Origin of the sequence: Flavobacterium sp. J49 (assembly GCF_011742145.1) — a bacterium.
Taxonomy (GTDB): domain Bacteria; phylum Bacteroidota; class Bacteroidia; order Flavobacteriales; family Flavobacteriaceae; genus Flavobacterium.
Map to the genome: position 1 here is coordinate 143,849 of NZ_JAAQQU010000099.1, position 23,941 is coordinate 167,789.

The window sequence follows — 23,941 nt, forward strand, 5'->3', positions numbered from 1 at the left end:
TCAACCATAAACCATAAACTGTACACTTATAATTAATTATTGTTTTTTAGCTATTTGCGCCATTAATTCGGCTTCAGCCACTAACTTTCCGTTAGCATAAGCTTTGGCTTGCATGTGGCAAATTCCTCTTCTGATTGGGGTAATCAAATCGCATTTGAATATCAAAGTATCACCCGGAAGTACTTTGTGTTTAAACTTCACATTGTCGATTTTCATAAAGAAGGTCAAGTAATTTTCAGGATCGGGAACGGTACTTAACACTAAGATTCCCCCGGTTTGTGCCATGGCCTCAACGATGATAACTCCTGGCATAACCGGTGCTTCCGGGAAATGGCCTACGAAGAAACTTTCGTTCATCGTTACATTTTTCAAACCAACCACATGACTATCTGACATTTCGATGATTCGGTCAACGAATAAAAATGGCGGACGGTGTGGCAAAGTATTCATGATTTGATGAATATCCATCAATGGTTCAGCATTTAAGTCATAAACCGGTACTTGATTCTTTTGTTCGATTTTGATGATTTTAGACAACTTTTTGGCAAATTGTGTATTGACAAAATGGCCCGGTTTGTTGGCAATTACTTTACCTTTAATTCGGGTTCCGATTAAGGCTAAGTCCCCAATAACATCCAGTAGTTTGTGGCGCGCGGCTTCATTAGGATAATGCAACGTCAGGTTGTCCAAAATCCCGTTTGGTTTTACGGAAATATTGTCTTTTCCGAAAGCCACCTTCAGGTTGTTCATGGTTTTCTCGGAAATCTCTTTGTCAACATAAACAATAGCATTGTTTAAATCGCCTCCTTTGATTAGTCCGTTGTCCAACAAAGTTTCCAATTCGTGTAGGAAACTGAAGGTTCTTGCATCTGAAATCTCGGCTTTAAAATCGGCTATATTTTTCAAAGTGGCATTTTGTGTGCCTAATACTTTGGTACCAAAATCAACCATAGTGGTAACTTGATAATCCTCTGACGGCATTACCAAAATTTCACTTCCGGTAGTTTCATCGGTAAAAGAAATTACTTCTTTTACGATATAATAATTTCTTTCAGCGTCTTGTTCTACAACGCCGGCTTTTTCAATAGCTTCTACAAAAAACTTTGAAGAACCATCCATAATTGGCGGCTCTGACTCGTTTAGTTCAATGATTACATTGTCAACATCACAACCTACAAAAGCGGCAAGTACGTGCTCAGAGGTTTGAATTTTCACTCCTAATTTCTCCAGATTGGTTCCTCTTTGTGTATTCACCACATAATTGGCATCCGCTTCTATAACTGGGCTTCCCTCCAAATCAACTCTGACAAAGGTGTAGCCATTGTTAACCGGTGCGGGTTTAAAAGTCATCTTTACTTCTTTTCCTGTGTGTAGACCAACTCCGGTCAAGGAAACTTCGTTTTGGATGGTTTTCTGTTTAACCATTGGTATGCTTATTTATTAGTTTGTTATTTATTTTTCTTCAATTCTTCTAGGTCGGCTACTATCTTCGGCAAGTTTCTGAAATGCACATACGACTTGCTGTAGTCTCCATAATTAAAAGCCGGAGAACCTTGAATGGTTTCACCGTCAGTTATATTTTTTCCTATTCCTGATTGGGCTTGAACACGAACATTATTGCCAATGGTCAAATGACCGGCAATGCCTACTTGTCCTCCAATCATACAATTACTGCCAATTTTGGTCGAACCTGCCACACCGGTTTGAGCAGCAATTACTGTGTTCTCTCCTATTTCAACATTGTGGGCAATTTGAATGTGATTGTCGAGTTTTACCCCTTTTCGGATAATTGTGGAACCCAAAGTAGCTCTGTCAATAGTAGTACAAGCTCCAATGTCTACAAAATCTTCTAAAATGGCGTTGCCAATTTGCGGTATCTTACTGTAAGAACCGTCTTCGGTGGGCGCAAAACCAAATCCGTCTGACCCAATAATAGCGCCGGAATGAATGGTACAATTGGTCCCAATAACCGTTTCAGAATATACTCTGACACCGGCAAAAAGAATGGTATTGTCGCCTATGATTACATTGTCACCAACAAACGTATTCGGGTATATTTTCACATTGTTGCCAATCACTGTATTTCTACCGATATAGCTAAAACTACCCAAGTATAAATTTTCTCCGTACGTAACATTTTCCGAAATCACTGAAGGCTGCTCGATACCGGATTTCATCAGCTTTACCTGATTGTAATACTCCAGTAATTTTGAAAAAGATTGGTAAGCATCTTCCACTTTTATCAAAGTGGTTTTGATTTCACTTTCAGGTTCAAAGGTCGAATTGACAATAGTAATGGTAGCCTCAGTGGAGTAAATATAATTGAGGTATTTCGGGTTGGCTAAAAAAGTCAAAGAGCCTTTAGTGCCTTCTTCAATTTTTGACAATTTGAATACTTCGGCATCCGGGTTTCCAACGACTTCGCCATCTAATAATCCTGCTATTTGAGCTGCTGTAAATTTCATCTTATGCTATTTTGTTTTTTATAGGTATAAGATGGAACTCACTTGGAGCAATTCTAAATGAATGTATCAAGATATAGGTAGTTCGTTTCATCGACACAAAAGTATAAAAAAAAATTTAATGTTAAATCTCAGCCAGGAGTTTCGGATAACAGATAAAATACTTGGTTACCGGTTTGGATAACGCTTTCAAGTTCAACTGGTCCGATGCCTCTACAACATCTTCTATCGTTCGGTCTTTCTTCAAAATGCGAATTGGTTCCGCTTCTTTGCTGTAGGCCTGATTTTTAATCTTTCCTTTAAAGATAAAATATTTGGCTTCCTGAATGGTGATGTTGTGTTCTTTGGCAAAGCGAGTCGACATTTCCTGAAGGACTTCCACCGGAAATTTTTCGCTGTTGAGTTTGATTTTCGACAAGTCTCTGTTGATGATCATTTTACTCAAACTACTCAAGATAAAATCTTCGTGAAACTGCCAAATTTTCAAAGCGCTAATAACATCAAAATCATCTAATTGCGCAAAAGTATTTAAATCATGCGTTGAAAAATTCTCCAACGTAACTTTGCGCTCCATAAAGTACTTTAATGGCTTGCTGCATTCAACCTCAATGCCTTTTTGCAATAACTCTTTGGCTCTTTGCAAGGTCTTGGTCAAAGTCAATTCGGCGACCAAACTGGTTTTGTGTAAATAGGCTTGCCAATACATTAATCGGCGTGCCATTAAGAATTTTTCTATCGAATAAATCCCTTTTTCTTCCATAACCAAAACATCATCCACCACATTCATCATTTGGATTAAGCGATCAGAATTGATATTGCCTTCTGCCACGCCTGAATAGAAACTATCTCGTTTTAAGTAATCCATGCGATCCATGTCTAACTGACTTGAGATTAACTGCAACATGAATTTTCTATGGTATTCGCCTTTAAAAACTTGGATGGCCAAACTCAATTGCCCGCCAAATTCCTCATTTAACTTGTTCATAAACAACAACGAAATCGCTTCGTGGTTGACTTCCTCCACGATGCTGTGTTCCATGGCATGCGAAAAAGGTCCGTGTCCAATGTCGTGTAAAAGAATGGCAATTAACAAGGCATTTTCTTCCTCTTTTGAAATTGAAACCTCCTTAAAACGAAGGACTTCCACCGCTTGTTGCATCATGTGCATGGCGCCCAATGCATGGTGAAATCGCGTGTGATGCGCTCCCGGATAAACCAAATAAGACAAACCCATTTGGGAAATACGACGCAAACGCTGAAAATAAGGATGCTGAATTAAATCATACACCAACGAGTTAGGAATGGTAATAAACCCATAAATCGGATCGTTGAATATTTTTAGTTTGTTGGTTTGGCTCACAGCGTAATCAATTTTAGTAAAGATATAAATTTAGACCAAGGCTTTAAAATAGTTCAATAACAGTTTATTGTTTTCTCGCGTTGGGGTAAAAACTTCTAATAACGTAGGTTGGTCGTTGTTGTTGTACAATTGTTTCAAACCTTTGGTTAAACTCTCTTCATCGCTTGCCGTGAGATAGTTCAATTGGTACATTTTGGCCAAATGCTCTGCCGTCAAACAGTGTGATGTTTCAAAATAAGTATTGAAAGTCTCGGTTTCCTGATGACCGGGAAGAATCCTGAAAATTCCGCCGCCACCATTATTGATCAATATAATTTTAAAATTCTTCGGAATATAATTGTTCCAAAGCGCATTACTGTCATATAAAAAACTAACATCTCCGGTAATCAAAACGGTTTGTTTTCCGCTACCTACAGCTGCTCCAATGGCCGTTGAAGTACTACCGTCAATACCGCTCGTTCCTCGGTTGCAAAAAACCTGTATCGATGCATCGATATCAAATAACTGGGCATATCGAATAGCAGCACTATTACTGATTTGCAGTTGTATATTTTGGGGCAAAGCCGATAAAATACTTTCAAAAGCCTTTAAATCGGAGAATTTTACTTTGGCCAAATAATCGCTGTGCTTGACTTTTCGGTCTTGGTGTATGGTTTCAAAAGTCGATTTGTAATTGCTTTTGACTTCATTTAAATGTGGCATAAACTGCGAAAAGAACTGATTCGGACTAACCTCAAAATGTTTGGTTAGTATACCAAACGTATTGTAAGCTCTTAGTTCGTCAATGTGCCAATGGTGGTTTGGCTTGTATTTTCTCAGGAATGCTTTTACCCTTTTGGATACTATCATGCCTCCAAAAGTGAGGAGTATTCGGGGTTGTAATTCTTTGAATTCTTTATCAGTAAATGGCGTTATGAGCGTGTCGATGTTATTGATAAAACTCGGATGATGCAAGTTCGAAGTCGTTTCTGTCAGCACAACAACCGAAGGAAAAGCAGCCAATTGGTCAATCCACTTTTGCTCAATCGAATTGGGTGCACACTCGCCTACCAAGACCAAAATTTTCTCAGTGTGGTTCCACAAGGTTGAAAAAGCAATGATATCCTCAAGGCTTACGGTTTGATGAGGATTGTTTAAGCCGGTTACATTAACATCCACCAGCAATTTGTCTGTTGTTTGATACAATGGCTCTTCAAAAGGAACATTGATGTGTACCGGACCTTTATGCACTATGGCTACGTTGATGGCTTCGTTGATGTGTACATCGTTTTCTTCAGAAGCTTCTTCCATCAAATTGGCATTGTACAGCGAATGGTTACTAAAAACATTTTCCTGACGAATGGTTTGACCGTCACCAATATCAATTTTGTCAAAAGGGCGATCGGCTGATATGACGATAAACGGGATTTGGCTGTAAAAAGCTTCTGCAAAAGCTGGATAATAGTTCAATAATGCAGAGCCTGAAGTACAAACAACAGCAACCGGTTTTTGCTTTTGTTGGGCAATACCCAAGGCAAAGAAAGCGGCGCAACGTTCGTCTGCAATACTATAACAACGAAAATCAGGATTATTGGTAAATCCGATAGTCAACGGTGCGTTTCTGGAACCGGGTGAAATAATAATATCGTGAACTCCTTTGGCATTACAAATCTCAATAATGCTTTGTGCCAACGGTATTTTGGGATAAATCATTGTTGTTTTTTATGGATTACAAAGGTACAAAGTTGTGTAGGTTTTTCAATACTTTTGAATAGTTTTATTACATTTGAATTCACTTTTACCCCATGGAAATCAAGATTAGACCTTATCGAAAAGAAGATGCGCAAACTATAGTAGCCATCATCAATTACAACATTTTACATTCAACCGCTTTATACGATTATCAACCGCGGACTTTAGAACAGCAAGAAGCGATTTTTGAAGACAAACTAAAAAAAGGTTTTCCGGTGATTGTTGCCGCTATTGATGAAGAGGTAGTTGGTTTTGGTTACTACAGCGAGTTTCGTTTTAGAGAAGCCTATCGTTTTACTGTCGAGCATTCCGTTTATGTTGATAATGATTATCATGGCAAAGGCATCGGTAAATTGATTATGGAAAATTTGATTCATTTGGCCAAAAACCAAAAACTGCACACCATGATAGCCGTGATTGACTCAGAAAACCAAAGCAGCGTTACTTTTCATGAGCAATTTGGTTTTAAAACAGTGGCAGTACTCAAAGAAACCGGTTTTAAATTCGACCGCTGGTTGCATTCTCAGATCATGCAATTGATGTTAGAATAATTTTAAAAACTAATTTATGAAGAGACAACTCATTAGTTCAGGCTCCACTTTTGAAACAGAAATCGGTTATTCTCGTGCTGTAGTTCAAGGCGATTGGGTTTTTGTATCCGGAACCACCGGTTTTGATTATGAAACAATGACCATTTCGGAATCGATTGAAGCGCAAACAGAACAATGTTTGAAAAATATTGTTTCTGCTTTAGCAAAAGCCGATGCACAAATAACCGATGTAGTTAGGGTACTTTATATCGTGCCTAATGCGGAAGAATTTAAGCTGTGTTGGCCAATACTAAGAAAGTATTTTGGCGAAAGCAAACCTGCTGCCACTATGATTTCTGCAGGCTTAGCCGATACTCGAATGAAAATTGAGATTGAAGTCACTGCTTTAAAACAAAAAAACCGATGAGGGTTTCATCAGTTTTTTTTAAAAGTCAGGGGTATTTGTCAGGCAATTTCGATGCCGTTTTCTTCTAATATGGAAAGCAAATAATTGCTTTGGTTCGCGTTATATTTCTCTACACCGCTTTGGTACCATTTCTGAATGACATCAATTTGGTAACCGGTATATCCGTCAGAATCGATATCCATTCCCAACATTCCGGCTAAAAGAAAATCTTCCAGTACTTTGTTGGTGACTATTAATTGGGGTATTCCGTAAGCTACTTTTCCATTTAGTCTTTCGTACTCTAATCTTCCTTGTTCGAAGCCAAATTTATAGGCTTCATTTTTATTTTCAGAAATTGTAATGTAAGGATTGTGGCCGTTTGCATAACCTTCCAAATAATCCTCTCTATATACCGGGTTAAAAATATTCTTCATATAATTATCATTGTGGTAGTTGATATTGAATTCAAAGCTAGCAACAATAGTTTAACAATGAATTAAAAATCGTTGAAAGGATAAAAAACTCTTTAAACCACGAGCTCAGTGATGTTTGTCGATTATTTTAAAGCAAAAAACCTGATAAAGGGCTTCATCAGGTTTTACATTGCAGATACAATTATTTTACTTTTCATTGATCCAACCCACTATAGCGGCGTCGGTTGGCAATACTCTTGGTGATAATACTTTGACCAATTCACCTTGTTCATTAATTAAGTATTTTTGGAAGTTCCATTCTACTTCGCTGTCTTGCAAACCGTTTTTGCTTTTTTGGGTCAGAAACTGATAAACTTCACTTTTGTCTTCCCCTTTTACAGAAACTTTGCTCATCATTGGAAACGTTACTCCGTAATTCATTTCACAAAATTTGGCAATTTGTTCATTACTTCCGGGTTCTTGTGCTCCAAAGTTATTGGCCGGAAACCCAACAATTACAAAATTTTTGTCTTTGTATTTTTTATAAATGGCTTCTAAGTCTTTGTATTGTGGGGTTAGTCCACACTCCGAAGCTGTATTGACAATTAGTATTTTTTTTCCTTTTAATGAGGCAAAATCAAATTCCTCACCATATAAATCTTTTACCTTGAATTGGTAAATGGTTTGTGCTTTAATTACTGTGTTCATCTCTTTGTTATTTTCTGTGGTATTTGTAACCGGTTTTGATTGCGCATTGTTTTGGCAACTCCAAAGTAGCAATACGCCGCAACTCAGTAGCATTAGTTTTTTCATCTTAATATTTTTTTATAAAATTAGTCATTATTCAATAGTTTGCTGTTATACAATTGCTAAAGTTTTTGTTAAATAAAAAAGCCCAATGATTCTTCAATCATCGAGCTTTCAAACATGACAAAAATTAATTTCTGCCACAAAACAAAAACCTAAACAAAATCTCATAGCAGATTTTCCCTTATTTCTATTTACGGAACCAACGCTATCTTGGTTTTCTGATTGCCTTATTTTAAGTGCTCTGTTAAAATTATTATGAAATCTTACTTAAAGTTTCTTTATTTTTACGTTTATAAAAAAAATTAGGTATGACACAAGAAGAATTATTACCCTTGCTCCTGAGGAAGGAGGAAAAAGCTTTTACAATACTCTACGACATGTATTCTAAAAGTCTTTTCAGTATTATCACCAATTTGATTAAGGATCGCGAAGAAGCCGAGGATGTGCTTCAGGAAGTATTTGTCAAAATTTGGAAAAACATCGAAACTTACAATCAAAGTAAAGGGAGATTGTATACTTGGATGCTCAATATTGCTAGAAATACTTCTATTGACAAGCTGCGCTCTAAAGGTTTTAACAATAGCCAAAAAAACCTGTCTTCTGATAATTTCGTACATCTGTTGGATGACAGTAACAAACTAACCAATAGTATTGATACCATCGGGATTTTAGATTTTGTTAAAAAACTAAAACCAAAGTGTATCCAAATTATCGACCTGCTTTTTTTTAAAGGCTATACCCAACAAGAAGCTTCTGAAGAATTAGAAATCCCCTTGGGAACTGTAAAAACCCAAAATAGAATGTGTATGAACGACCTACGTAAATTTTTGAATGTATAATGGAAACTAAAGACTATATAGAATCAGGCATATTAGAACTCTATGTTTATGGTTTACTTACCGAATCAGAAAACGATGAAGTAAACGCTATGGCCAATAAAAACCCCGAAGTTAAAGCCGAAATCCACTCGATTGAAAAAGCTATTATCAATCTTTCGAGTAGCTTCTCTCCTTTTATTTCGCACAGCCAATTTGAAAAAATCAAAGCCCAACTCGAACTGAAACACGGAAGAGTGGTCGACTTCAAATCGAGAAATAATACTGCCACTTATATTGGTTGGGCCGCTTCAGTAGCATTACTAATCGGTATCGGATTTCAATATTCAAAATTGAATGAAAGCAACCAACAGATTGAAACCATTAAGGTAGAGAAAAATAAATTACAGGAAACGGTTGTTGGTTTAGAATTGAAAAACAAAGAAACCACTACTGTTTTGAATGTGATTAGAGATACCAAAACATCAGTGATTCAATTGGGCGGACAAGCCATTGACCCTAACGCCTCGGCCAAAGTATATTGGAACAAAGAACAACAAGTGGTTTATGTAGACGCTTCGGGCTTACCGGAACCTCCGGAAGGCATGGTGTATCAAGTTTGGGCTTTAAAACTCGAACCATTAACCCCAACAAGCGTTGGTTTGTTAGAAAACTTTACCGCAGACAATTCCTTATTTAAAGTGGACAATAATGCCGGAGCTGAAGCTTTCGGAATCACTTTGGAACCTGCCGGCGGAAGCAAATCGCCAACACTTGAGAAATTGTATACTTTAGGGAAAGTATAATTTAAATTAGCAATCATAAAAAAGTCCCGATATTCTCGGGACTTTTTTATTGAATTCAAATGAATTTATTTTTTTAAATACTTTCTGTATTTGAAATAAGACAATGCAGCCAAAACAATAATAAAGGCAACAGAATAATAAACAAAGGATGGGGTAACCACTTTATCACCGCTGGCATAAGAATGCAATCCGGTGAGGTAGAAATTCACTCCAAAATAAGTCATCATAATCGAATAGAATGCAAATACTGACATGACGTTGTAAACCCATTTGTTGCGCAACGCCGGAACAAATCGGGCGTGAATTACAAAGGCGTAAATCATAATACTGATTAAAGCCCAAGTTTCTTTCGGATCCCAACCCCAATATCTTCCCCAACTCTCATTAGCCCATTGACCGCCTAAAAAGTTACCAATGGTCAGCATCACTAAACCTATAGTCAATGCCATTTCGTTGATATAGGTGATTTCTTTGATGTTGAGTTCCATTTTGGCTTTGTTGTTTTTATTGATAAACAACATCAACAACAGCGATACTATCCCTAAAACCATGGCCAAAGTAAACGGACCGTAACTGGCCACGATAACCGCAACGTGTATCATCAACCAGTACGAATTCAACACCGGTTGTAAATTGGCTATTGCCGGATCCATCCAGTTCCAATGGGCAATCATCAAGATCATCGAGGCTACAAAGGTTCCCGAAGCCACGGTTAATTTCGATTTTCGGTCAAAGGCCAAAGTAAAGAACATCGTTGCCCAAGCCACATAAATCATACTTTCATAAGCATCACTCCAAGGTGCATGTCCTGAAATGTACCAACGGGCAATCAAACCAAGCGTATGAATTCCGAATAATAAACCTATAAAAAGATGAAACCCATTGACTGTAAATTTTAAAATCTTACTGTCAAAAAAGATATTGACGATTACTAAAACCAACATCAAACAGCCGGTCAGCATGTACAACCAAAACAAGTTTTTAAACACATCGTATTTGTTATACAGGATTTCCGAATCAATCTTGTCATCGGAAGGTCGAACCGCTTTTCCATATACTTTTTGATAATCTTCCATGCCCACTAAGAAGGTATTGGCACGAGTGTAATCATCTGTTTCGGTAGCTTTCATCAAGGCATCCAGATAAACCGGCAAAGCGCCTTTGATGGTATCCAATGCGTTTCCGGTGGTGTGATTGATTTCCAGGAACGAAACCCATTTATTGTTGGGATCATTCGGCACCGGAAATATTTTCAATATTTTTCCGCTCAATGCGGTATTCAGAAGATTTACTTTCTTATCGGTTTCAATAAAATCTTTTTCAAACTGACTCGGAATTGTGGCTTTGTAAGCTTTCTCTAAATAAGGAGACAATTTATAGTTCCAATCTTTGTCAAAAAAGGAATGGAAAGAAGCATATTTATCTTCGGGTTTGATACCTATTATTTTTCGAATACTGTCGTTTCCTTTCTTGATGTAAATCAGCGGTGTTTCAAACCAAACCGTCGGAAACTGCGTCATTGAAATAAAAACCTGGTCAGAGTTCATGCCTTTGTAAGTATCACTTTTACTCACTTTGCGCAACAATTCAGAAGAAAAGGTGTTAATGGGTTTCATTCTTCCGCCATCATCCTGAATTACCAAACGACCAAATTGAGCTGCGTGCTTTTCAGAAACTTTGTATTTGTTGAGAATGGAATCTATCTGCTTTTGTGTAGGCATTGCATTTTTGTGACTGCCGTGTTCTTGGGCCAAGCCATTCAAAGAGCACAACAAAACCAAAACAGTAGTCAGCTTGGCTTTCTTGCGTTTCACATTTTCCAGTTTTCGCTTCAAGTCGTCAAAACGGGTGTTTTTTACAAACAATATGGCCATCATACTGAAAAACAATAAAAAGTATCCGATGTAAGTGATGGTTGTACCCCAAAAATCATGGTTAACAGAAAGTACGGTTCCTTTTTCATCCGGATCAAAATTGGCTTGAAAAAATCGGAATCCTTTGTAATCCAAGATATGATTCATGTAAATATGCGCATCAAATTTATCTGTCGAATCTAAAACCGTTACTTTGCTTTCAAAAGAAGAATATCTTTTCTCCGTTCCGGGATATTTTGCAGCGATGAAATCATTTAGTTTTAAGCTAAAAGGCAACTCATATATTTTGCTACCGTAACTCAAAGTGAACTCTAATTGCCCCAATTTAAAAGATGTAGGTTCGCCTTGTTTGCCCTTTGCCCCAACCAGTGTTACTACTTTTTCTTTGCCGCCGGTTTTGACTTTAATAGTAAGCGCATCTTCGCCCGTTTTGTTTTTAAAATCGCCGCTTGATTCAAACGACTTCACTCCTTTTTTAGGCAATTCGGGGATTACAAATTGGGTTCCTCCCATATTGTATAGTGAGCGATACATTAAAGGTTCAACCACGTCTTTGGTAACTTTGCCTTGCATTTTATCGGCCATTCTCATAAACTGACCGTCAAAAGGTGACGTAATAGTATTGGCTTTGGAATCGATATTTATGGCGCCTTTGGTAGGTTTGTCTAAAGCAAAGAGAACATTGTGGATGTTTTGCACTTCTCCGGCTTTGAGCATGTGCTCGTGACGTGTTCCGTCACCCGATTCGACTAATTTCAAATAAGTATCGCCATTTGGATCTGCTTTGATGGTTTCTTTGGCATCAAAAACAAAATTTTGGTATTCAATTTCAAACGGAATTTCGGCAAATTTTTCATTCACCGAAAAATGATTATCGGTTATAGGAGAAAGCAACAATGGCTTTTCAAACATACGTCGCATCATTTCACCATTGTACATTCCGTCAACATGAGCTGTTAAATAGCAACGATCAGAATACACTTGTTTGGAACTTTCGCCTTCACGAATGGGCATCATGCCTTCATAACTGATATAACGCGTAATAAAAGCACCGGCAATGATGAAAATAAAAGACAAATGCAGCAATAGTGTGGCCCACTTTTCTTTTTTGTACAGTTGGTAGCGTTTGATATTTCCGATGAAATTGATCATAAAAAACAACATAATGGCTTCAAACCACCAAGCATTGTAAATTAAAATTCGGGCTGTATCGGTGTTGTATTCGCTTTCAATAAACGTTCCGGCTGCCATTGCTGCGGCAAAACCCAAAAACAAAACAGCCATTAATCGTGTGGAGAATAAAAAAGAGTATAATTTTTTTTCCATGAGTTGGAATTATTTTTTAAAAAAGTGCTACAAAAATAGGGTAAATAAATAGATATATAGTTCAATTAATTACTGTTTTAATACATTTTTAAGACTTGTGTATTTCTTTGATTTAAAATAAAAAATGAAATTAATTTTTGATAATTTAGCCACATGATTCAAGTGACTATTATTGGTTCAGGAAATGTTGCCCGTCATCTCATCAAAGCGTTTAGTGAAAAGGCTGAAATTGAGTTGGTTCAAGTATTTTCAAGAAAGCCTCATGCGGTTGCCAACATTGTAAATACTACACAAATAATATCTGAATACAACCAACTCCAACCGGTTGATTTAATCATAATTGCTGTCAGCGACGATGCTATTGCTACTGTTTCGAATCAAATTCCTTTCCAAAATCAATTGGTAGTGCATACTTCCGGAAGTGTGAATATTGACACCTTAAATGCCAGAAACCGCAAAGGTGTTTTTTATCCGTTACAAACGTTTTCTAAATCAAAAACTGTCGATTTTAAAATCATTCCGATTTGCCTGGAAGCCCAAAATGAAAGTGATTACAAAACACTTGAAACCGTTGCGGAATCAATCTCTAATGTGATTTACCCTGTCAACTCTGAACAAAGAAAAGCCCTGCACGTAGCGGCTGTTTTTGTCTCGAATTTTGTCAATCATTTGTACCAAATGGGCAATGAAATTTGCATCGAAAACCATTTGTCTTTCGATATTTTAAAACCTTTGATTCAAGAAACGGCTCACAAAATTTTGACGCTTTCGCCAAAAGAAGCGCAAACCGGTCCGGCCAAACGAAACGATACCCAAACCATCAATGCACATCTGTCCTTTTTAAAAGAGGAAAACCAAAAAGAAATCTATAAATTGCTAACCAAATCTATAATCGATCATGGAAAAAAGTTATAAAGAAATCATGAATGATATCACTACATTTATTTTGGATGTTGACGGCGTTTTAACCGACAGTTCGGTTCATGTGACACCAACCGGTGAAATGCTCCGAATTATGAATATCAGAGATGGTTTTGCCATGAAAGCAGCGGTAGAAAGTGGTTATAATGTCTGTATCATTTCGGGCGGAAACAATGAAGGAGTTCGTATTCGTTTGAGAAATTTGGGCATCACCGATATTCATTTGGCTTCGCCGGATAAAGTGGCTACTTTCAAAGAATACACGGAATTGTACAACATCAAACCCGAACAAGTTTTATACATGGGCGATGACATTCCCGATTTTCACGTGATGCAATTGGTAGGTTTACCAACGTGTCCGCAAGATGCCAGTCCGGAAATCAAAGCGATTTCCAAATACATTTCGCATAAAAATGGCGGCAAAGGTGCAGTTCGTGAAGTGATTGAACAAGTCATGAAAGCCCAAGGCAAATGGCATATGTACTACAACGGAAAGCATGATTGATAACAGATTGAAGAAGTAAGAACCCGGATTTCAGATTTATATAAAACCAAACAGCATGAACTTTTTAAAACTAATACGATACCAAAACCTGCTCCTGCTCGCTTTTATGCAGTTGATTTTCCGATACGGATTTCTGAAGCACGAAGCTATTTATTTGTTTTTAAATGATTTTCAATACGGTTTATTGGTTTTGTCTACTATGATGATTGCCGGAGCCGGTTATATCATCAATGATGTTATGGACCAGGAAACCGACAGTGAAAATAAACCTTTTAAAATGGTCATTGGTAAAGGCATATCGGAAGCCATGGCCTATAATATTTATTTTGCCTTGAATGTTACCGGTGTAGGGATTGGATTTTATTTGTCAAATACCATACAAAAACCAACGTTTGCGGGGATTTTTATCATCATCGTCACCTTGTTGTATTTGTATGCCACAACCTTTAAAAGAATGCTGTTGATTGGAAATCTAATCGTTGCCTTTCTATTAGCCATTAGCATTTTAATCATAGGTGTATACGATTTATTGCCGCTTACTTTTGAGAGCAATCAAAAAGAAATGGGCGTGTATTTTTCATTGCTTTTAGACTATGCCTTATTTGCCTTCCTTATTAATTTCATTCGTGAAATTGTTAAAGACATGGAAGATGTAAATGGAGATTACAATCAAGGAATGAATACTTTACCTATTGCACTTGGTATTGGCAGAACGGCCAAAGTAGTTTTCGGTCTCGGGATTACAGTCACACTCATTTTACTTTGGTACATCAACACTTATTTGATGGAAAACCAATTGTATTATGCTGTGATTTACGCCTTACTGTTTGTGGTTGGCCCAATGATTTTCTTTGTGATTAGAATTTGGAATGCCAAGTCTAAAAAGAATTTCCATTTGTTAAGTTCGGTGTTAAAATGGATTATCTTCTTCGGAATAATGTCTATTTTAGTAATCAATTTGAACATCAAAAACAATGCTTAATAAAAACTACAAAATCGTCTTAGCTTCCGGTTCGCCCAGAAGACAGCAGTTTTTAAAAGAGTTAGCCATCGATTTTGAAATCAGATTAAAAGAAATTGAAGAAATTTATCCCGAAAATTTGCAAGGTGTTGAGATTACTAATTATCTGGCCATCTTAAAAGCCAATGCATTTGAAGGAGCAATAGCCGAGAATGAGATTTTAATCACCAGTGATACCATTGTTTGGTTCGAAAATAAAGCCTTGGGCAAACCCAAAGATTATGATGACGCATTTCAAATGTTGCAATCCATGTCGGGTAAAATGCATGAAGTAATTACCTCAGTTTGTTTCAAAACTACCGCTAAAACTGAAACTATTTTTGAAGTGACCAAAGTGACTTTCAACAGGCTTAGCGATGAGTCCATCCGATATTATTTAGACCATTATAAACCTTTTGACAAAGCCGGTGCCTACGGAATTCAGGAATGGATTGGATTAATCGGCATTGCTAAAATAGAAGGTTCATATACCAATGTTGTGGGAATGCCAACCGATAAAGTCTATGCATATCTAACTAATTTATAAAATCATGAACTTTTTTGATTACTATCTGAAGGAACAAATTGCTACCGGCTTGGTAATTATCATTGTGATTCTTTTGCGAATCATTGTAACCAAAGCGGTAAAAAGGTATTCAAGATCGCATACCGGGATTGAAAAAAGAACGAACTTAGTCATCAAATACATTCACTTGTTGATAAACATTTTAGCCGTCATTTCACTAATTGTGATTTGGGGTGTACAAAAAAATGACATTCTCATTACCTTGTCTTCTATTGCTACCGTTGTTGGTGTGGCCATGTTTGCACAATGGTCAATCCTAAGCAATATCACTTCCGGAATTATTTTATTCTTTTCGTTTCCCTTTAAAATTGGAGACGTCATCAAAGTACACGACAAAGATTTTCCGTTTGAAGGCGAAATTATAGACATCAATGCTTTCCACACTGATTTAATTACCAAAGACGGCGAACTCATGGTTTACCCTAACAACTTACTACTGCAAAAGGGAATTTCCATAGTCAAACCCAAGTTTGAGGACAAAGAATTCACCGATTAGATTTTAATTTTATAAATCTTACCAAAAATCTTATAACATACTTAGCATACAATCACCCTAATTTTGAAATATAAATTCAAAGAACAGGGAAATTTGTTTTCCTTTTAAGTTGAATCTTATTGATTCAACAGTTTGAAAGAAAAATAAATTTTATTTAAAACTAAGTATTATGAAAACAAGAAAGTTATTTTTTTTATTGGTAACGCTGTTAGCGTTTGCGGTAAGTAGTAAAGCTCAAGTTTCAGTTAACGTTAATGTAGGTACACCTCCGGTTTGGGCACCGGCCGCTCCGGTGGAAGTTCACTATTATTATCTTCCGGACATTGAAGTATACTATGATGTGCCGGCCAGAAGATATATCTACTTAAGAAATGGTCGTTGGCATCGTTCTGCTGCATTACCGGCCTATTACAGAGGTTATGACTTATACAAAGGCAGAACCGTTTATTTAACCGATTACAAAGGCAACAGACCTTACGCCCATTATAAAACCCACAAAGTAAAATACAAAGGCAACGGTAACTGGAAAAACAAGGCATATTATAAAAACTCACCCGGTAATGGAAATGGGAAATTCAGAGGTCAACCCGGAAAAGGTAACGGAAAAGGCAATGGAAAAGGAAAACATTAATCAAACACTTTACTGCAAAGGGCAAGGATTATTTTTTGCTCTTTGTTTATTTAACTTAACAAATTTTATTTAAACCGCTTATTATCAATATTTTAATATAGTACATTTCTTAACTTTTACATAAAATATTGCAATTCAACGTAAAAAATTACATTTAATAGATAAATTATGAATATCTTTGGCTTGATTTAAATCAGTTGATTGATATTTTTTGTTAACCCCAAATTTACAAAATCATGAAAACACTTAAAGTAATGCTAGCGCTTGTTTTAGTTTTGACTTTCAGCAGCTCTCATGCTCAGAATACTAAAGCCGAAAAAGAAAATCTACCTATAGATAAGAAAACCAATTGCTATATCCGATATTACTATTTCCCCAACCTACAAGCCTATTTCGACAATCTTGAGATGGTATATTACTACAAGGAAAACGGCGTTTGGAAAACAGCACCCGAATTACCAAAAAATTATGGAGGTTATTCTCTATACAACAAAGCCAGAGTAACCATCACCGATTATGATGATGATCAGCCATACAATTTGTTACAAATCCACAAAAAATTGTACCCTTACAATTCCAAAGGACGCTTTATCAATCAAACAGCATCATCTGAATAGCAGCTCATTTCTTTACATTTGTTAAAAACTAATTAAATAAAACGCTGCTTTTTATTTAATGTTTATATTTGAAGCTATTGCTATTAAAGTCATACCAATGCAAAAGCTTTACTCTCTATCTACTATTTTTTTATTCCTTTTAACACAGTTTATTTGGGCACAACAACCCGCCAAGCCCAATGCTGTAGAAATTTACAATCAAATTCAAAAACTGAATTTTCTGGGCTCTGTGCTTTACATAGCCGCACATCCTGATGATGAAAACACCCGTTTGATTTCGTATTTGTCTAATGATAAAAAAGCCAGAACCGGCTATTTATCGTTAACTCGTGGTGATGGCGGTCAAAATCTTATTGGTCCCGAACTAAGAGAATTATTGGGCGTTATCAGAACACAGGAATTGATTGAAGCTCGAAAAATTGATGGCGGAAAACAATTCTTCACCAGAGCCAATGATTTTGGTTTTTCTAAAAACCCCGACGAAACCTTAAAAATATGGAATAAAGACCAAGTTTTAAGCGATGTGATTTGGGCCATTCGTAAATTCCAACCCGATGTTATTATCAATCGATTTGACCATCGTTCACCGGGTACCACACACGGACATCATACCTCTTCAGCCATGCTCAGTATAGAGGCATTTGATTTGGTTAATGATGCCAATCAATATCCTGAACAATTACAATATGTTTCAACTTGGCAACCCAAAAGACTGTTTTTCAATACTTCTTGGTGGTTTTACGGAAGTCGGGAAAAATTTGAAGCCGCCGACAAAACCAATTTAATTAATCTTAAAATCGGCACTTATTACCAATCGATAGGCAAATCCAATCAAGAAATTGCTGCTTTGAGTCGCAGTCGCCATCAATCGCAAGGTTTTGGTTCCACCGGAAGCCGTGGTGAAGAAGACGAATATTTAGAATTTCTTAAAGGAGAAATGCCTAAAGACAAAACCAATTTATTCGAAGGAATCGATACCACATGGAATCGCGTAAAAGGCGGAAAGGAAATTGGCGATATATTAACTGCTGTGGAGAAAAACTTCGACTTTAAAAATCCTTCGGCCAGCATTCCTGAATTGGTGAAATCTTTTGCTTTGATTGAAGCATTAGAAGACAAGCATTGGAAAACCATCAAGTCAGAAGAAATTAAAGAAATCATAGCCGCTTGCGCCGGTTTATATTTAGAAGCCGTAGCCGATGCGCAGGAAGTAACCCCGGGAAGTCCATTAAAAATTAAAATTGAAGCCATCAACCGCAGCAATATAGCCATCAACTTAGAAGGTATTGGAACAGTACCGGTTTATGCAGCTGACCAAAAAGACAATATTCCTTTAAAAAATAACATTCCTTATACTGTAACTAATACTTTGCAACTGCCAAATGATTTTGAGTATACCAATGCGTATTGGTTAAACGAAAAAGGAACTGTTGGAATGTATCTAGTAGACAATCAAGAAAATATTGGCATTCCCGATGTATTGCGCCGAGTGAAAGTTGGTTTTTGGATTGGAATTAACAATGTGACGATTCCTTTCGAACGCAATGTGGTTTACAAATACAATGATGATGTTAAAGGTGAAGTGTACCAACCTCTGGATATTGTTCCGGCAGCAACATCTTCAATTGCTGAGAAAGTTTACATCTTTAATAATGACCGAAGCAAAACGATTACAGTAAAAGTTAAAGCAGGAAAAGACAATGTTTCAGGCCATGTTAAATTAGCGATTCCTCAGGATTGGGGAGTATCACCGGCAGAAGTTCCGTTTACTATTGACAAAAAAGGACAGGAAATACTGGCCATATTCTCCGTTTCTCCCTCAAAAGAAGCGAGTGAAATCAACATTAAAAGTATCGTTACCGTTGACGGCCAAACTTTCGACAAAGAAAAAATCGACATCAACTATGCTCATATTTATAAGCAAATGGTTTTGAAACCGGCTGAAGCGAGAGGAATTCGTTTAAAAATAAAAACGAAAAACGAAAAAATCGCTTATATCATGGGTGCCGGAGATGAAATACCAAAGAGTTTGGCCCAAATGGGTTACGAAGTGACCATTTTAAAACCCGAAGAAATCGCTGCTGAAAAACTGACTGAATTCGACGTGGTTATGACCGGAATCAGAGCTTATAATGTGGTGAATGCTTTGGCTTACAAGCAAAAAATATTATTAGACTTTGTACAGAATGGCAAAACTATGATTGTACAATACAATACTTTGGACGATTTAGTAACCAAAGAAATGGCCCCTTTTACTTTGAAATTGTCCCGAGACCGAGTAACCGAAGAAGATGCCGAAGTACGCTTTTTAGCGCCAAACCATCAAGTTCTAAATTACCCTAACAAAATTACCTCCGAAGATTTCAAAGGCTGGAAACAAGAGCAAGGCTTGTATTATCCTAGTGAATGGGATCCCAACTTCACTCCTATCCTTTCGGCTAACGATAAAGGCGAAAAACCTAAAAACGGTGCTTTATTGGTTGCCAAATACGGCAAAGGAAATTACATCTATACCGGACTGAGTTTCTTCAGAGAATTGCCCGAAGGCGTTCCAGGAGCGTTCAGACTTTTGGCAAACTTATTAGCAATTGGAAAATAAAATGGAACAGGAAAAAAAATCAGTTTGGAAGAATAGCTATACTTGGGTTTTGGTCGCCAATGCCATTTATATAATCATCTTCTTTTTACTAATGCAATTATTCTTCTGATATGCAACAACTCGACTGGATCGTTTTATCGGTTACGCTACTTTTTATAGTTTCTTATGGCGTTTATAAAACCAAGGGAAGTGCCAATGTAGAAGAATACATTTTGGGCAACAAAGAAACGCCTTGGTGGACGGTTGGTTTGTCAGTAATGGCAACCCAAGCCAGCGCTATTACTTTCCTCTCTACGCCGGGTCAGGCCTATCATGACGGAATGGGGTTTGTACAGTTTTATTTTGGTTTACCTATTGCCATGGTGGTCATTTCGATGACTTTTATCCCTATTTACCACCGACTGAAAGTTTTTACTGCCTACGAATACTTAGAACAGCGTTTCGATTTAAAAACCCGTTCTTTTACAGCGATTTTATTTTTAATCCAACGCGGACTAGGAACCGGTTTGACCATTTATGCACCGGCGATTATTCTATCTTCAATCTTGGGTTGGAATTTGACTTTGCTCAACATTATCATCGGAATCTTAGTGATCATCTACACCTTTGCCGGTGGTACCAAAGCCGTAAACGTTACCCAAAAGCAACAGATGTTTATTATCATGAGCGGAATGTTTATTACGTTCTTCCTCATTCTTCATTTGTTGCCCAATGACATGACATTCTCCAATGCCATGCATATTGCAGGTGCCAATGACAAAATGAACATACTCGATTTTTCTGTGGATCCCGAAAACCGTTACACCTTTTGGAGCGGCATCACCGGAGGTTTTTTCTTGATGCTGTCTTACTTTGGTACTGACCAATCACAAGTGGGACGCTATTTATCCGGGAAATCAGATCGAGAAAGTCAAATGGGTTTAATCATGAACGGTTTTTTGAAAGTACCGATGCAGTTCTTTATTTTATTGACCGGTGTCATGGTTTTCGTGTTTTTCCAATTCAATCCCGTGCCATTGCATTTCAACCCTGTAAATAAAACTGCCGTTGAAAAATCTGTTTATGCCAAGGAATACCAATCGCTCGAAAAACAGTTGACCCAACTCTCTGAAGAGAAAAAAGAATTCAACTTATTGTACATTGATCATTTGAATCAGAATTACGACAATCCTATACTCCGTCAAAAACTGATTTCTCTATCTGGTAAAGAAAAAGACTTGCATGACCAAGCCAAAGAAATCATCGCCAAAGTCGACAGCAAAGCTGAAACCAACGACAAAGATTATGTGTTCATCTATTTTATTTTAAACTACTTGCCTTCGGGTTTGATTGGGCTTTTGTTGGCAGTAATTCTGTCGGCAGCCATGTCGTCTTCGGCTTCGGGATTAACGGCTTTGGCTTCTACCACGGCCATTGATATTTACAAACGAAACATCAAAGGAGAAAAATCCGAAAAACATTTTGTGAATGCCACCAAGTATTTTACTTTACTTTGGGGAGTGATTGCCATTTTATTTGCCTGTGTAGGAACACTTTTTGAGAATTTAATTCAGTTGGTAAACATCGTTGGCTCTATATTCTACGGTACTGTTTTGGGCGTTTTCTTGGTTGGATTCTATATCAAATATGTCAAGGCCAATGCCATTTTCTACAGCGCAGTCATCAGCCAAACCACTATATTCTTTATCTATTATTACGCCATACATATCTATCCTAACGGACAAGAAAAATTAGGGTATTTGTGGTTGAATTTCATTGGAGCATCATTAACCGTTGTGCTATCAATACTAATGCAATTAGGCGCAAAAGGTAAACAAAAAGTATTATCATAAAAAAAAACCACAAACTCCAGTAAGGAATTTGTGGTTTGTTATTTGGATAGGGTAAACTATTTTTTACTCCATTCTCTGATGCTGTCATTATTCATTTTAACGTAGTCACCATTGTTGGCTTTTTCAGCTCCTGCTAATGATAATCTAGCGGTTTCAATTGCTCCCGATTTATTGCCCATTTTAGCTTGGATTAAAGACTTTAATCTTAAGTGCCAAAAAGGAGCGTCTTCACCGGCTTTTGCCATACTTACCGCTTTGTTTACATATTCTAAAGCCTTGTTCAAATCACCTTCTGATTGGTATAAATACTGTGCTGAAGAAAAATAATCTCCAGCGGTTGGACCGGCTAATACTTTATTAATACTGGCCATCGCTGCTTTTTGTGTCGGTACTTCAAATTTAATAGAGGCCATTGTTTTCTCCCATGAAATGTCAAGCGTTGCGCTGTCATTAGTTAGGTTATTAATAGCAATAGTAAAAGTCTCTACATTATTTCCCAAAGAAATTGGATCAACGTTTGTTTTGTAAGCTACTTTGTTTTCATCCCAATTTTCAGGTGTTCCCCAATTTTCTGTATCGGTATAAAAAATAATTTCCCACATGTCTGCTTTTGGCGTGGTGAAAATAGCGTATTTCCCTTTCTTTAATGTAGTGCCTTTAATTACAACATCTTCACTAAACGTAATCATCGAATTCTGATTAGCTCCGGTTCTCCATAATTTACCAAATGGCACTAAATCACCAAAAACAGGTCTGCCTTTAGCACTCGGACGAGAATATTCAATGGTAACATCCGTTAATCCAACTACTTGATTTAAAGTTGATTTCGGACTAGGCGCAGGTGTTTTGACTTGAGCTTCAATCGTAAAATTGGCAATAATCATAGCCAATACAAAAATAATTTTTCTCATAATGTTGATTTTAGTTTGCTCAAAATTACAAATTGTTAGGCTTTCAAATGTTAATATAAACTTAAATGAAAATATTATTGTTTAATCTTTTTGCTTATATATTAAACAAATTTGTACTTTTACAATAAAATTGAAATGAAACTTTATACATTGCACACCAAACAAAAGCTGCCAATCACCATTGAACAGGCTTGGGCTTTCTTCTCAGATCCAAAAAATTTGAAGACCATAACACCTGATTACATGGGATTTAAAACCCTTTCAGGAGATGATCGACCTATGTTTGCCGGACAAATCATTCAATACATTGTAACTCCTGTTTTGGGAATTCCGATGAAATGGGTAACGGAAATTACCCATGTAATTGACCGAGAATATTTTGTGGATGAGCAACGTTTTGGCCCGTATGCGCTTTGGCACCACAAACACTTTCTAAAAGAAATTCCGGGTGGTGTAGAAATGGAAGACATTGTAGATTACAAAGTTCCTATGGGCATTTTGGGGCAAATGGTGCATCCGTTTTTAGTAAAACCCAAACTGAAAGAAATATTTGATTACCGCAGGCAAAAATTAATTGACCTTTTTGGAGAATTTAAAGAAGCATAATATGAAAAATATACTACTAATAGGCGGCTCTTATGGTATTGGTTTGGCCATAGCCAAAGAACTGCAATTCGAAAATAAAGTATTTATTGCCTCAAGAACACATGAAACCATTGCTGATATGAATGTGACTCACATTCTGTTTGATGCCACTACTGATACTTTAGACACTTCCAAGTTACCTGAGGTAATTCACGGCTTGGTTTATTGTCCGGGAAGCATTAACCTGCGACCTTTTCGCGGTTTGAAACCTGAGTCTTTTGAAAGCGATTTACAAATCAATTTTATCAGTTTGGTCAAAGTGATACAGTCTGTTTTACCCAATTTAACTGCTTCAGAACAATCGAGTATTGTTTTATTCAGCTCAGTAGCCGCAAGTATGGGCATGCCTTTTCATACCAGTGTGGCTGCCGCCAAAGGCGCTATTGAAGGTTTTGCCAAAGCTTTAGCGGCCGAATATGCCCCGAAAATCAGAGTCAATGTCATTGCTCCATCTTTAACCGATACGCCATTGGCCGTGAAGTTTTTGAACAATGACGAAAAAAGAGAAAAATCAGCACAACGACATCCACTGAAACGCGTTGGTACTTCAGAAGATATGGCACAAATGGCCGGGTTTCTGTTAGGCGACAAAAGCAGTTGGATATCCGGACAAATATTCCATGTAGATGGCGGAATGTCTACTTTATTGGTGAATGCCTAAATTT

At 37.1% G+C, this 23,941-nt stretch carries 23 protein-coding genes; 15 read left to right on the forward strand and 8 right to left on the reverse strand.

The features are described from left to right. Positions 1–36 precede the first annotated feature (36 nt). The 4 genes from HA632_RS04935 to menD form a co-directional block, all read right to left on the reverse strand. A complete protein-coding gene (locus tag HA632_RS04935) occupies positions 37–1,425 on the reverse strand; it encodes a bifunctional UDP-3-O-[3-hydroxymyristoyl] N-acetylglucosamine deacetylase/3-hydroxyacyl-ACP dehydratase (protein ID WP_176306100.1) in 1,389 nt (462 codons plus the stop codon). A gap of 23 nt (positions 1,426–1,448) precedes the next feature. Further along, positions 1,449–2,465, reverse strand: a complete 1,017-nt coding sequence (lpxD, locus tag HA632_RS04940; RefSeq protein WP_176306101.1) for a UDP-3-O-(3-hydroxymyristoyl)glucosamine N-acyltransferase — start codon at positions 2,463–2,465, stop codon at positions 1,449–1,451. A 121-nt stretch (positions 2,466–2,586) separates the two neighbouring features. Next, entirely contained in the window at positions 2,587–3,822 is a 1,236-nt protein-coding gene (locus HA632_RS04945; protein WP_176306102.1) for an HD domain-containing protein, read from the reverse strand. A 30-nt stretch (positions 3,823–3,852) separates the two neighbouring features. After that, positions 3,853–5,514 (reverse strand): 2-succinyl-5-enolpyruvyl-6-hydroxy-3-cyclohexene-1-carboxylic-acid synthase, encoded by a 1,662-nt coding sequence (menD, locus tag HA632_RS04950; protein WP_176306103.1) that lies wholly within the window; start codon positions 5,512–5,514, stop codon positions 3,853–3,855. Positions 5,515–5,606: 92 nt separating this feature from the next. Here menD and HA632_RS04955 point away from each other — a divergent pair, with 92 nt between their 5' ends. Further along, positions 5,607–6,104: a GNAT family N-acetyltransferase gene (locus tag HA632_RS04955; protein ID WP_176306104.1), complete on the forward strand. Its 498-nt coding sequence runs from the start codon at positions 5,607–5,609 to the stop codon at positions 6,102–6,104. A gap of 16 nt (positions 6,105–6,120) precedes the next feature. After that, the gene (locus tag HA632_RS04960) at positions 6,121–6,510 is read left to right on the forward strand and encodes a RidA family protein (RefSeq protein ID WP_176306105.1); all 390 of its coding nucleotides are present in this window, start codon (positions 6,121–6,123) and stop codon (positions 6,508–6,510) included. Between the two features lie 38 nt (positions 6,511–6,548). On the opposite strand, the gene HA632_RS04965 is transcribed toward HA632_RS04960, so the two are convergent. Both HA632_RS04965 and HA632_RS04970 read right to left on the reverse strand, forming a co-directional pair. Beyond that, positions 6,549–6,923 carry a hypothetical protein gene (locus HA632_RS04965; RefSeq protein WP_176306106.1) on the reverse strand — a complete coding sequence of 125 codons (375 nt, stop codon included), beginning with the start codon at positions 6,921–6,923 and terminating at the stop codon, positions 6,549–6,551. Positions 6,924–7,109: 186 nt separating this feature from the next. Next, a complete protein-coding gene (locus tag HA632_RS04970) occupies positions 7,110–7,715 on the reverse strand; it encodes a glutathione peroxidase (protein ID WP_176306107.1) in 606 nt (201 codons plus the stop codon). A 305-nt stretch (positions 7,716–8,020) separates the two neighbouring features. Between HA632_RS04970 and HA632_RS04975 the strand changes: the two genes are divergently transcribed. Both HA632_RS04975 and HA632_RS04980 read left to right on the forward strand, forming a co-directional pair. Further along, positions 8,021–8,551, forward strand: coding sequence for an RNA polymerase sigma factor (locus HA632_RS04975; protein WP_176306108.1), 531 nt, complete (start codon positions 8,021–8,023; stop codon positions 8,549–8,551). Continuing rightward, positions 8,551–9,333, forward strand: a complete 783-nt coding sequence (locus tag HA632_RS04980; RefSeq protein ID WP_176306109.1) for an anti-sigma factor — start codon at positions 8,551–8,553, stop codon at positions 9,331–9,333. Before HA632_RS04975 ends, HA632_RS04980 begins: the two co-directional genes overlap by 1 nt. A 65-nt stretch (positions 9,334–9,398) precedes the next feature. On the opposite strand, the gene ccsA is transcribed toward HA632_RS04980, so the two are convergent. After that, complete coding sequence (gene ccsA, locus HA632_RS04985) at positions 9,399–12,533, reverse strand: cytochrome c biogenesis protein CcsA (protein WP_176306110.1); 3,135 nt, start codon at positions 12,531–12,533, stop codon at positions 9,399–9,401. Between the two features lie 153 nt (positions 12,534–12,686). Here ccsA and HA632_RS04990 point away from each other — a divergent pair, with 153 nt between their 5' ends. The 9 genes from HA632_RS04990 to HA632_RS05030 all read left to right on the forward strand — a co-directional run bounded on the left by HA632_RS04990 (position 12,687) and on the right by HA632_RS05030 (position 21,720). After that, positions 12,687–13,448, forward strand: coding sequence for a Rossmann-like and DUF2520 domain-containing protein (locus HA632_RS04990; RefSeq protein ID WP_176306111.1), 762 nt, complete (start codon positions 12,687–12,689; stop codon positions 13,446–13,448). After that, complete coding sequence (locus tag HA632_RS04995) at positions 13,432–13,959, forward strand: HAD family hydrolase (protein ID WP_176306112.1); 528 nt, start codon at positions 13,432–13,434, stop codon at positions 13,957–13,959. The genes HA632_RS04990 and HA632_RS04995 overlap by 17 nt, the downstream gene beginning before the upstream one ends. A 55-nt stretch (positions 13,960–14,014) precedes the next feature. After that, on the forward strand, positions 14,015–14,941 hold the full coding sequence (locus tag HA632_RS05000; protein WP_176306113.1) for a geranylgeranylglycerol-phosphate geranylgeranyltransferase: 927 nt from the start codon (positions 14,015–14,017) through the stop codon (positions 14,939–14,941). Beyond that, a complete protein-coding gene (locus tag HA632_RS05005) occupies positions 14,934–15,506 on the forward strand; it encodes a Maf-like protein (protein WP_176306114.1) in 573 nt (190 codons plus the stop codon). Before HA632_RS05000 ends, HA632_RS05005 begins: the two co-directional genes overlap by 8 nt. A 4-nt stretch (positions 15,507–15,510) precedes the next feature. Then, positions 15,511–16,041 (forward strand): mechanosensitive ion channel domain-containing protein, encoded by a 531-nt coding sequence (locus HA632_RS05010; RefSeq protein ID WP_176306115.1) that lies wholly within the window; start codon positions 15,511–15,513, stop codon positions 16,039–16,041. Between the two features lie 169 nt (positions 16,042–16,210). Beyond that, positions 16,211–16,672, forward strand: a complete 462-nt coding sequence (locus tag HA632_RS05015) for a hypothetical protein (RefSeq protein WP_176306116.1) — start codon at positions 16,211–16,213, stop codon at positions 16,670–16,672. A gap of 236 nt (positions 16,673–16,908) precedes the next feature. Beyond that, the gene (locus HA632_RS05020) at positions 16,909–17,289 is read left to right on the forward strand and encodes a hypothetical protein (protein WP_176306117.1); all 381 of its coding nucleotides are present in this window, start codon (positions 16,909–16,911) and stop codon (positions 17,287–17,289) included. Positions 17,290–17,386: 97 nt separating this feature from the next. Next, entirely contained in the window at positions 17,387–19,888 is a 2,502-nt protein-coding gene (locus tag HA632_RS05025; RefSeq protein WP_176306118.1) for a PIG-L family deacetylase, read from the forward strand. 110 nt (positions 19,889–19,998) lie between these two features. Continuing rightward, positions 19,999–21,720 carry a sodium:solute symporter gene (locus HA632_RS05030; protein ID WP_176306119.1) on the forward strand — a complete coding sequence of 574 codons (1,722 nt, stop codon included), beginning with the start codon at positions 19,999–20,001 and terminating at the stop codon, positions 21,718–21,720. A gap of 56 nt (positions 21,721–21,776) precedes the next feature. Here HA632_RS05030 and HA632_RS05035 read toward each other — a convergent pair whose 3' ends face one another. Further along, positions 21,777–22,631 (reverse strand): DUF2911 domain-containing protein, encoded by an 855-nt coding sequence (locus HA632_RS05035; protein ID WP_176306120.1) that lies wholly within the window; start codon positions 22,629–22,631, stop codon positions 21,777–21,779. A gap of 135 nt (positions 22,632–22,766) precedes the next feature. Between HA632_RS05035 and HA632_RS05040 the strand changes: the two genes are divergently transcribed. Together HA632_RS05040 and HA632_RS05045 are read left to right on the forward strand one after the other, a co-directional pair. Beyond that, positions 22,767–23,237 carry an SRPBCC family protein gene (locus tag HA632_RS05040; RefSeq protein ID WP_176306121.1) on the forward strand — a complete coding sequence of 157 codons (471 nt, stop codon included), beginning with the start codon at positions 22,767–22,769 and terminating at the stop codon, positions 23,235–23,237. Between the two features lies 1 nt (position 23,238). After that, the gene (locus HA632_RS05045) at positions 23,239–23,937 is read left to right on the forward strand and encodes an SDR family NAD(P)-dependent oxidoreductase (protein ID WP_176306122.1); all 699 of its coding nucleotides are present in this window, start codon (positions 23,239–23,241) and stop codon (positions 23,935–23,937) included. Positions 23,938–23,941: the final 4 nt, after the last annotated feature.

Bases quoted from the DNA above. Each gene is read 5' to 3' on its own strand.
- HA632_RS05010 (WP_176306115.1), top strand. From the start codon at position 15,511: ATGAACTTTTTTGATTACTATCTGAAGGAACAAATTGCTACCGGCTTG.
- HA632_RS05045 (WP_176306122.1), top strand. From the start codon at position 23,239: ATGAAAAATATACTACTAATAGGCGGCTCTTATGGTATTGGTTTGGCC.
- ccsA (WP_176306110.1), bottom strand. From the start codon at position 12,533: ATGGAAAAAAAATTATACTCTTTTTTATTCTCCACACGATTAATGGCT.
- HA632_RS04980 (WP_176306109.1), top strand. From the start codon at position 8,551: ATGGAAACTAAAGACTATATAGAATCAGGCATATTAGAACTCTATGTT.
- HA632_RS04955 (WP_176306104.1), top strand. From the start codon at position 5,607: ATGGAAATCAAGATTAGACCTTATCGAAAAGAAGATGCGCAAACTATA.
- HA632_RS05040 (WP_176306121.1), top strand. From the start codon at position 22,767: ATGAAACTTTATACATTGCACACCAAACAAAAGCTGCCAATCACCATT.
- HA632_RS04965 (WP_176306106.1), bottom strand. From the start codon at position 6,923: ATGAAGAATATTTTTAACCCGGTATATAGAGAGGATTATTTGGAAGGT.
- HA632_RS04960 (WP_176306105.1), top strand. From the start codon at position 6,121: ATGAAGAGACAACTCATTAGTTCAGGCTCCACTTTTGAAACAGAAATC.
- HA632_RS05015 (WP_176306116.1), top strand. From the start codon at position 16,211: ATGAAAACAAGAAAGTTATTTTTTTTATTGGTAACGCTGTTAGCGTTT.
- HA632_RS05005 (WP_176306114.1), top strand. From the start codon at position 14,934: ATGCTTAATAAAAACTACAAAATCGTCTTAGCTTCCGGTTCGCCCAGA.
- HA632_RS04975 (WP_176306108.1), top strand. From the start codon at position 8,021: ATGACACAAGAAGAATTATTACCCTTGCTCCTGAGGAAGGAGGAAAAA.
- HA632_RS05020 (WP_176306117.1), top strand. From the start codon at position 16,909: ATGAAAACACTTAAAGTAATGCTAGCGCTTGTTTTAGTTTTGACTTTC.
- HA632_RS05025 (WP_176306118.1), top strand. From the start codon at position 17,387: ATGCAAAAGCTTTACTCTCTATCTACTATTTTTTTATTCCTTTTAACA.
- menD (WP_176306103.1), bottom strand. From the start codon at position 5,514: ATGATTTATCCCAAAATACCGTTGGCACAAAGCATTATTGAGATTTGT.
- HA632_RS04990 (WP_176306111.1), top strand. From the start codon at position 12,687: ATGATTCAAGTGACTATTATTGGTTCAGGAAATGTTGCCCGTCATCTC.
- lpxD (WP_176306101.1), bottom strand. From the start codon at position 2,465: ATGAAATTTACAGCAGCTCAAATAGCAGGATTATTAGATGGCGAAGTC.
- HA632_RS04970 (WP_176306107.1), bottom strand. From the start codon at position 7,715: ATGAAAAAACTAATGCTACTGAGTTGCGGCGTATTGCTACTTTGGAGT.
- HA632_RS05000 (WP_176306113.1), top strand. From the start codon at position 14,015: ATGAACTTTTTAAAACTAATACGATACCAAAACCTGCTCCTGCTCGCT.
- HA632_RS05030 (WP_176306119.1), top strand. From the start codon at position 19,999: ATGCAACAACTCGACTGGATCGTTTTATCGGTTACGCTACTTTTTATA.
- HA632_RS04995 (WP_176306112.1), top strand. From the start codon at position 13,432: ATGGAAAAAAGTTATAAAGAAATCATGAATGATATCACTACATTTATT.
- HA632_RS04935 (WP_176306100.1), bottom strand. From the start codon at position 1,425: ATGGTTAAACAGAAAACCATCCAAAACGAAGTTTCCTTGACCGGAGTT.
- HA632_RS05035 (WP_176306120.1), bottom strand. From the start codon at position 22,631: ATGAGAAAAATTATTTTTGTATTGGCTATGATTATTGCCAATTTTACG.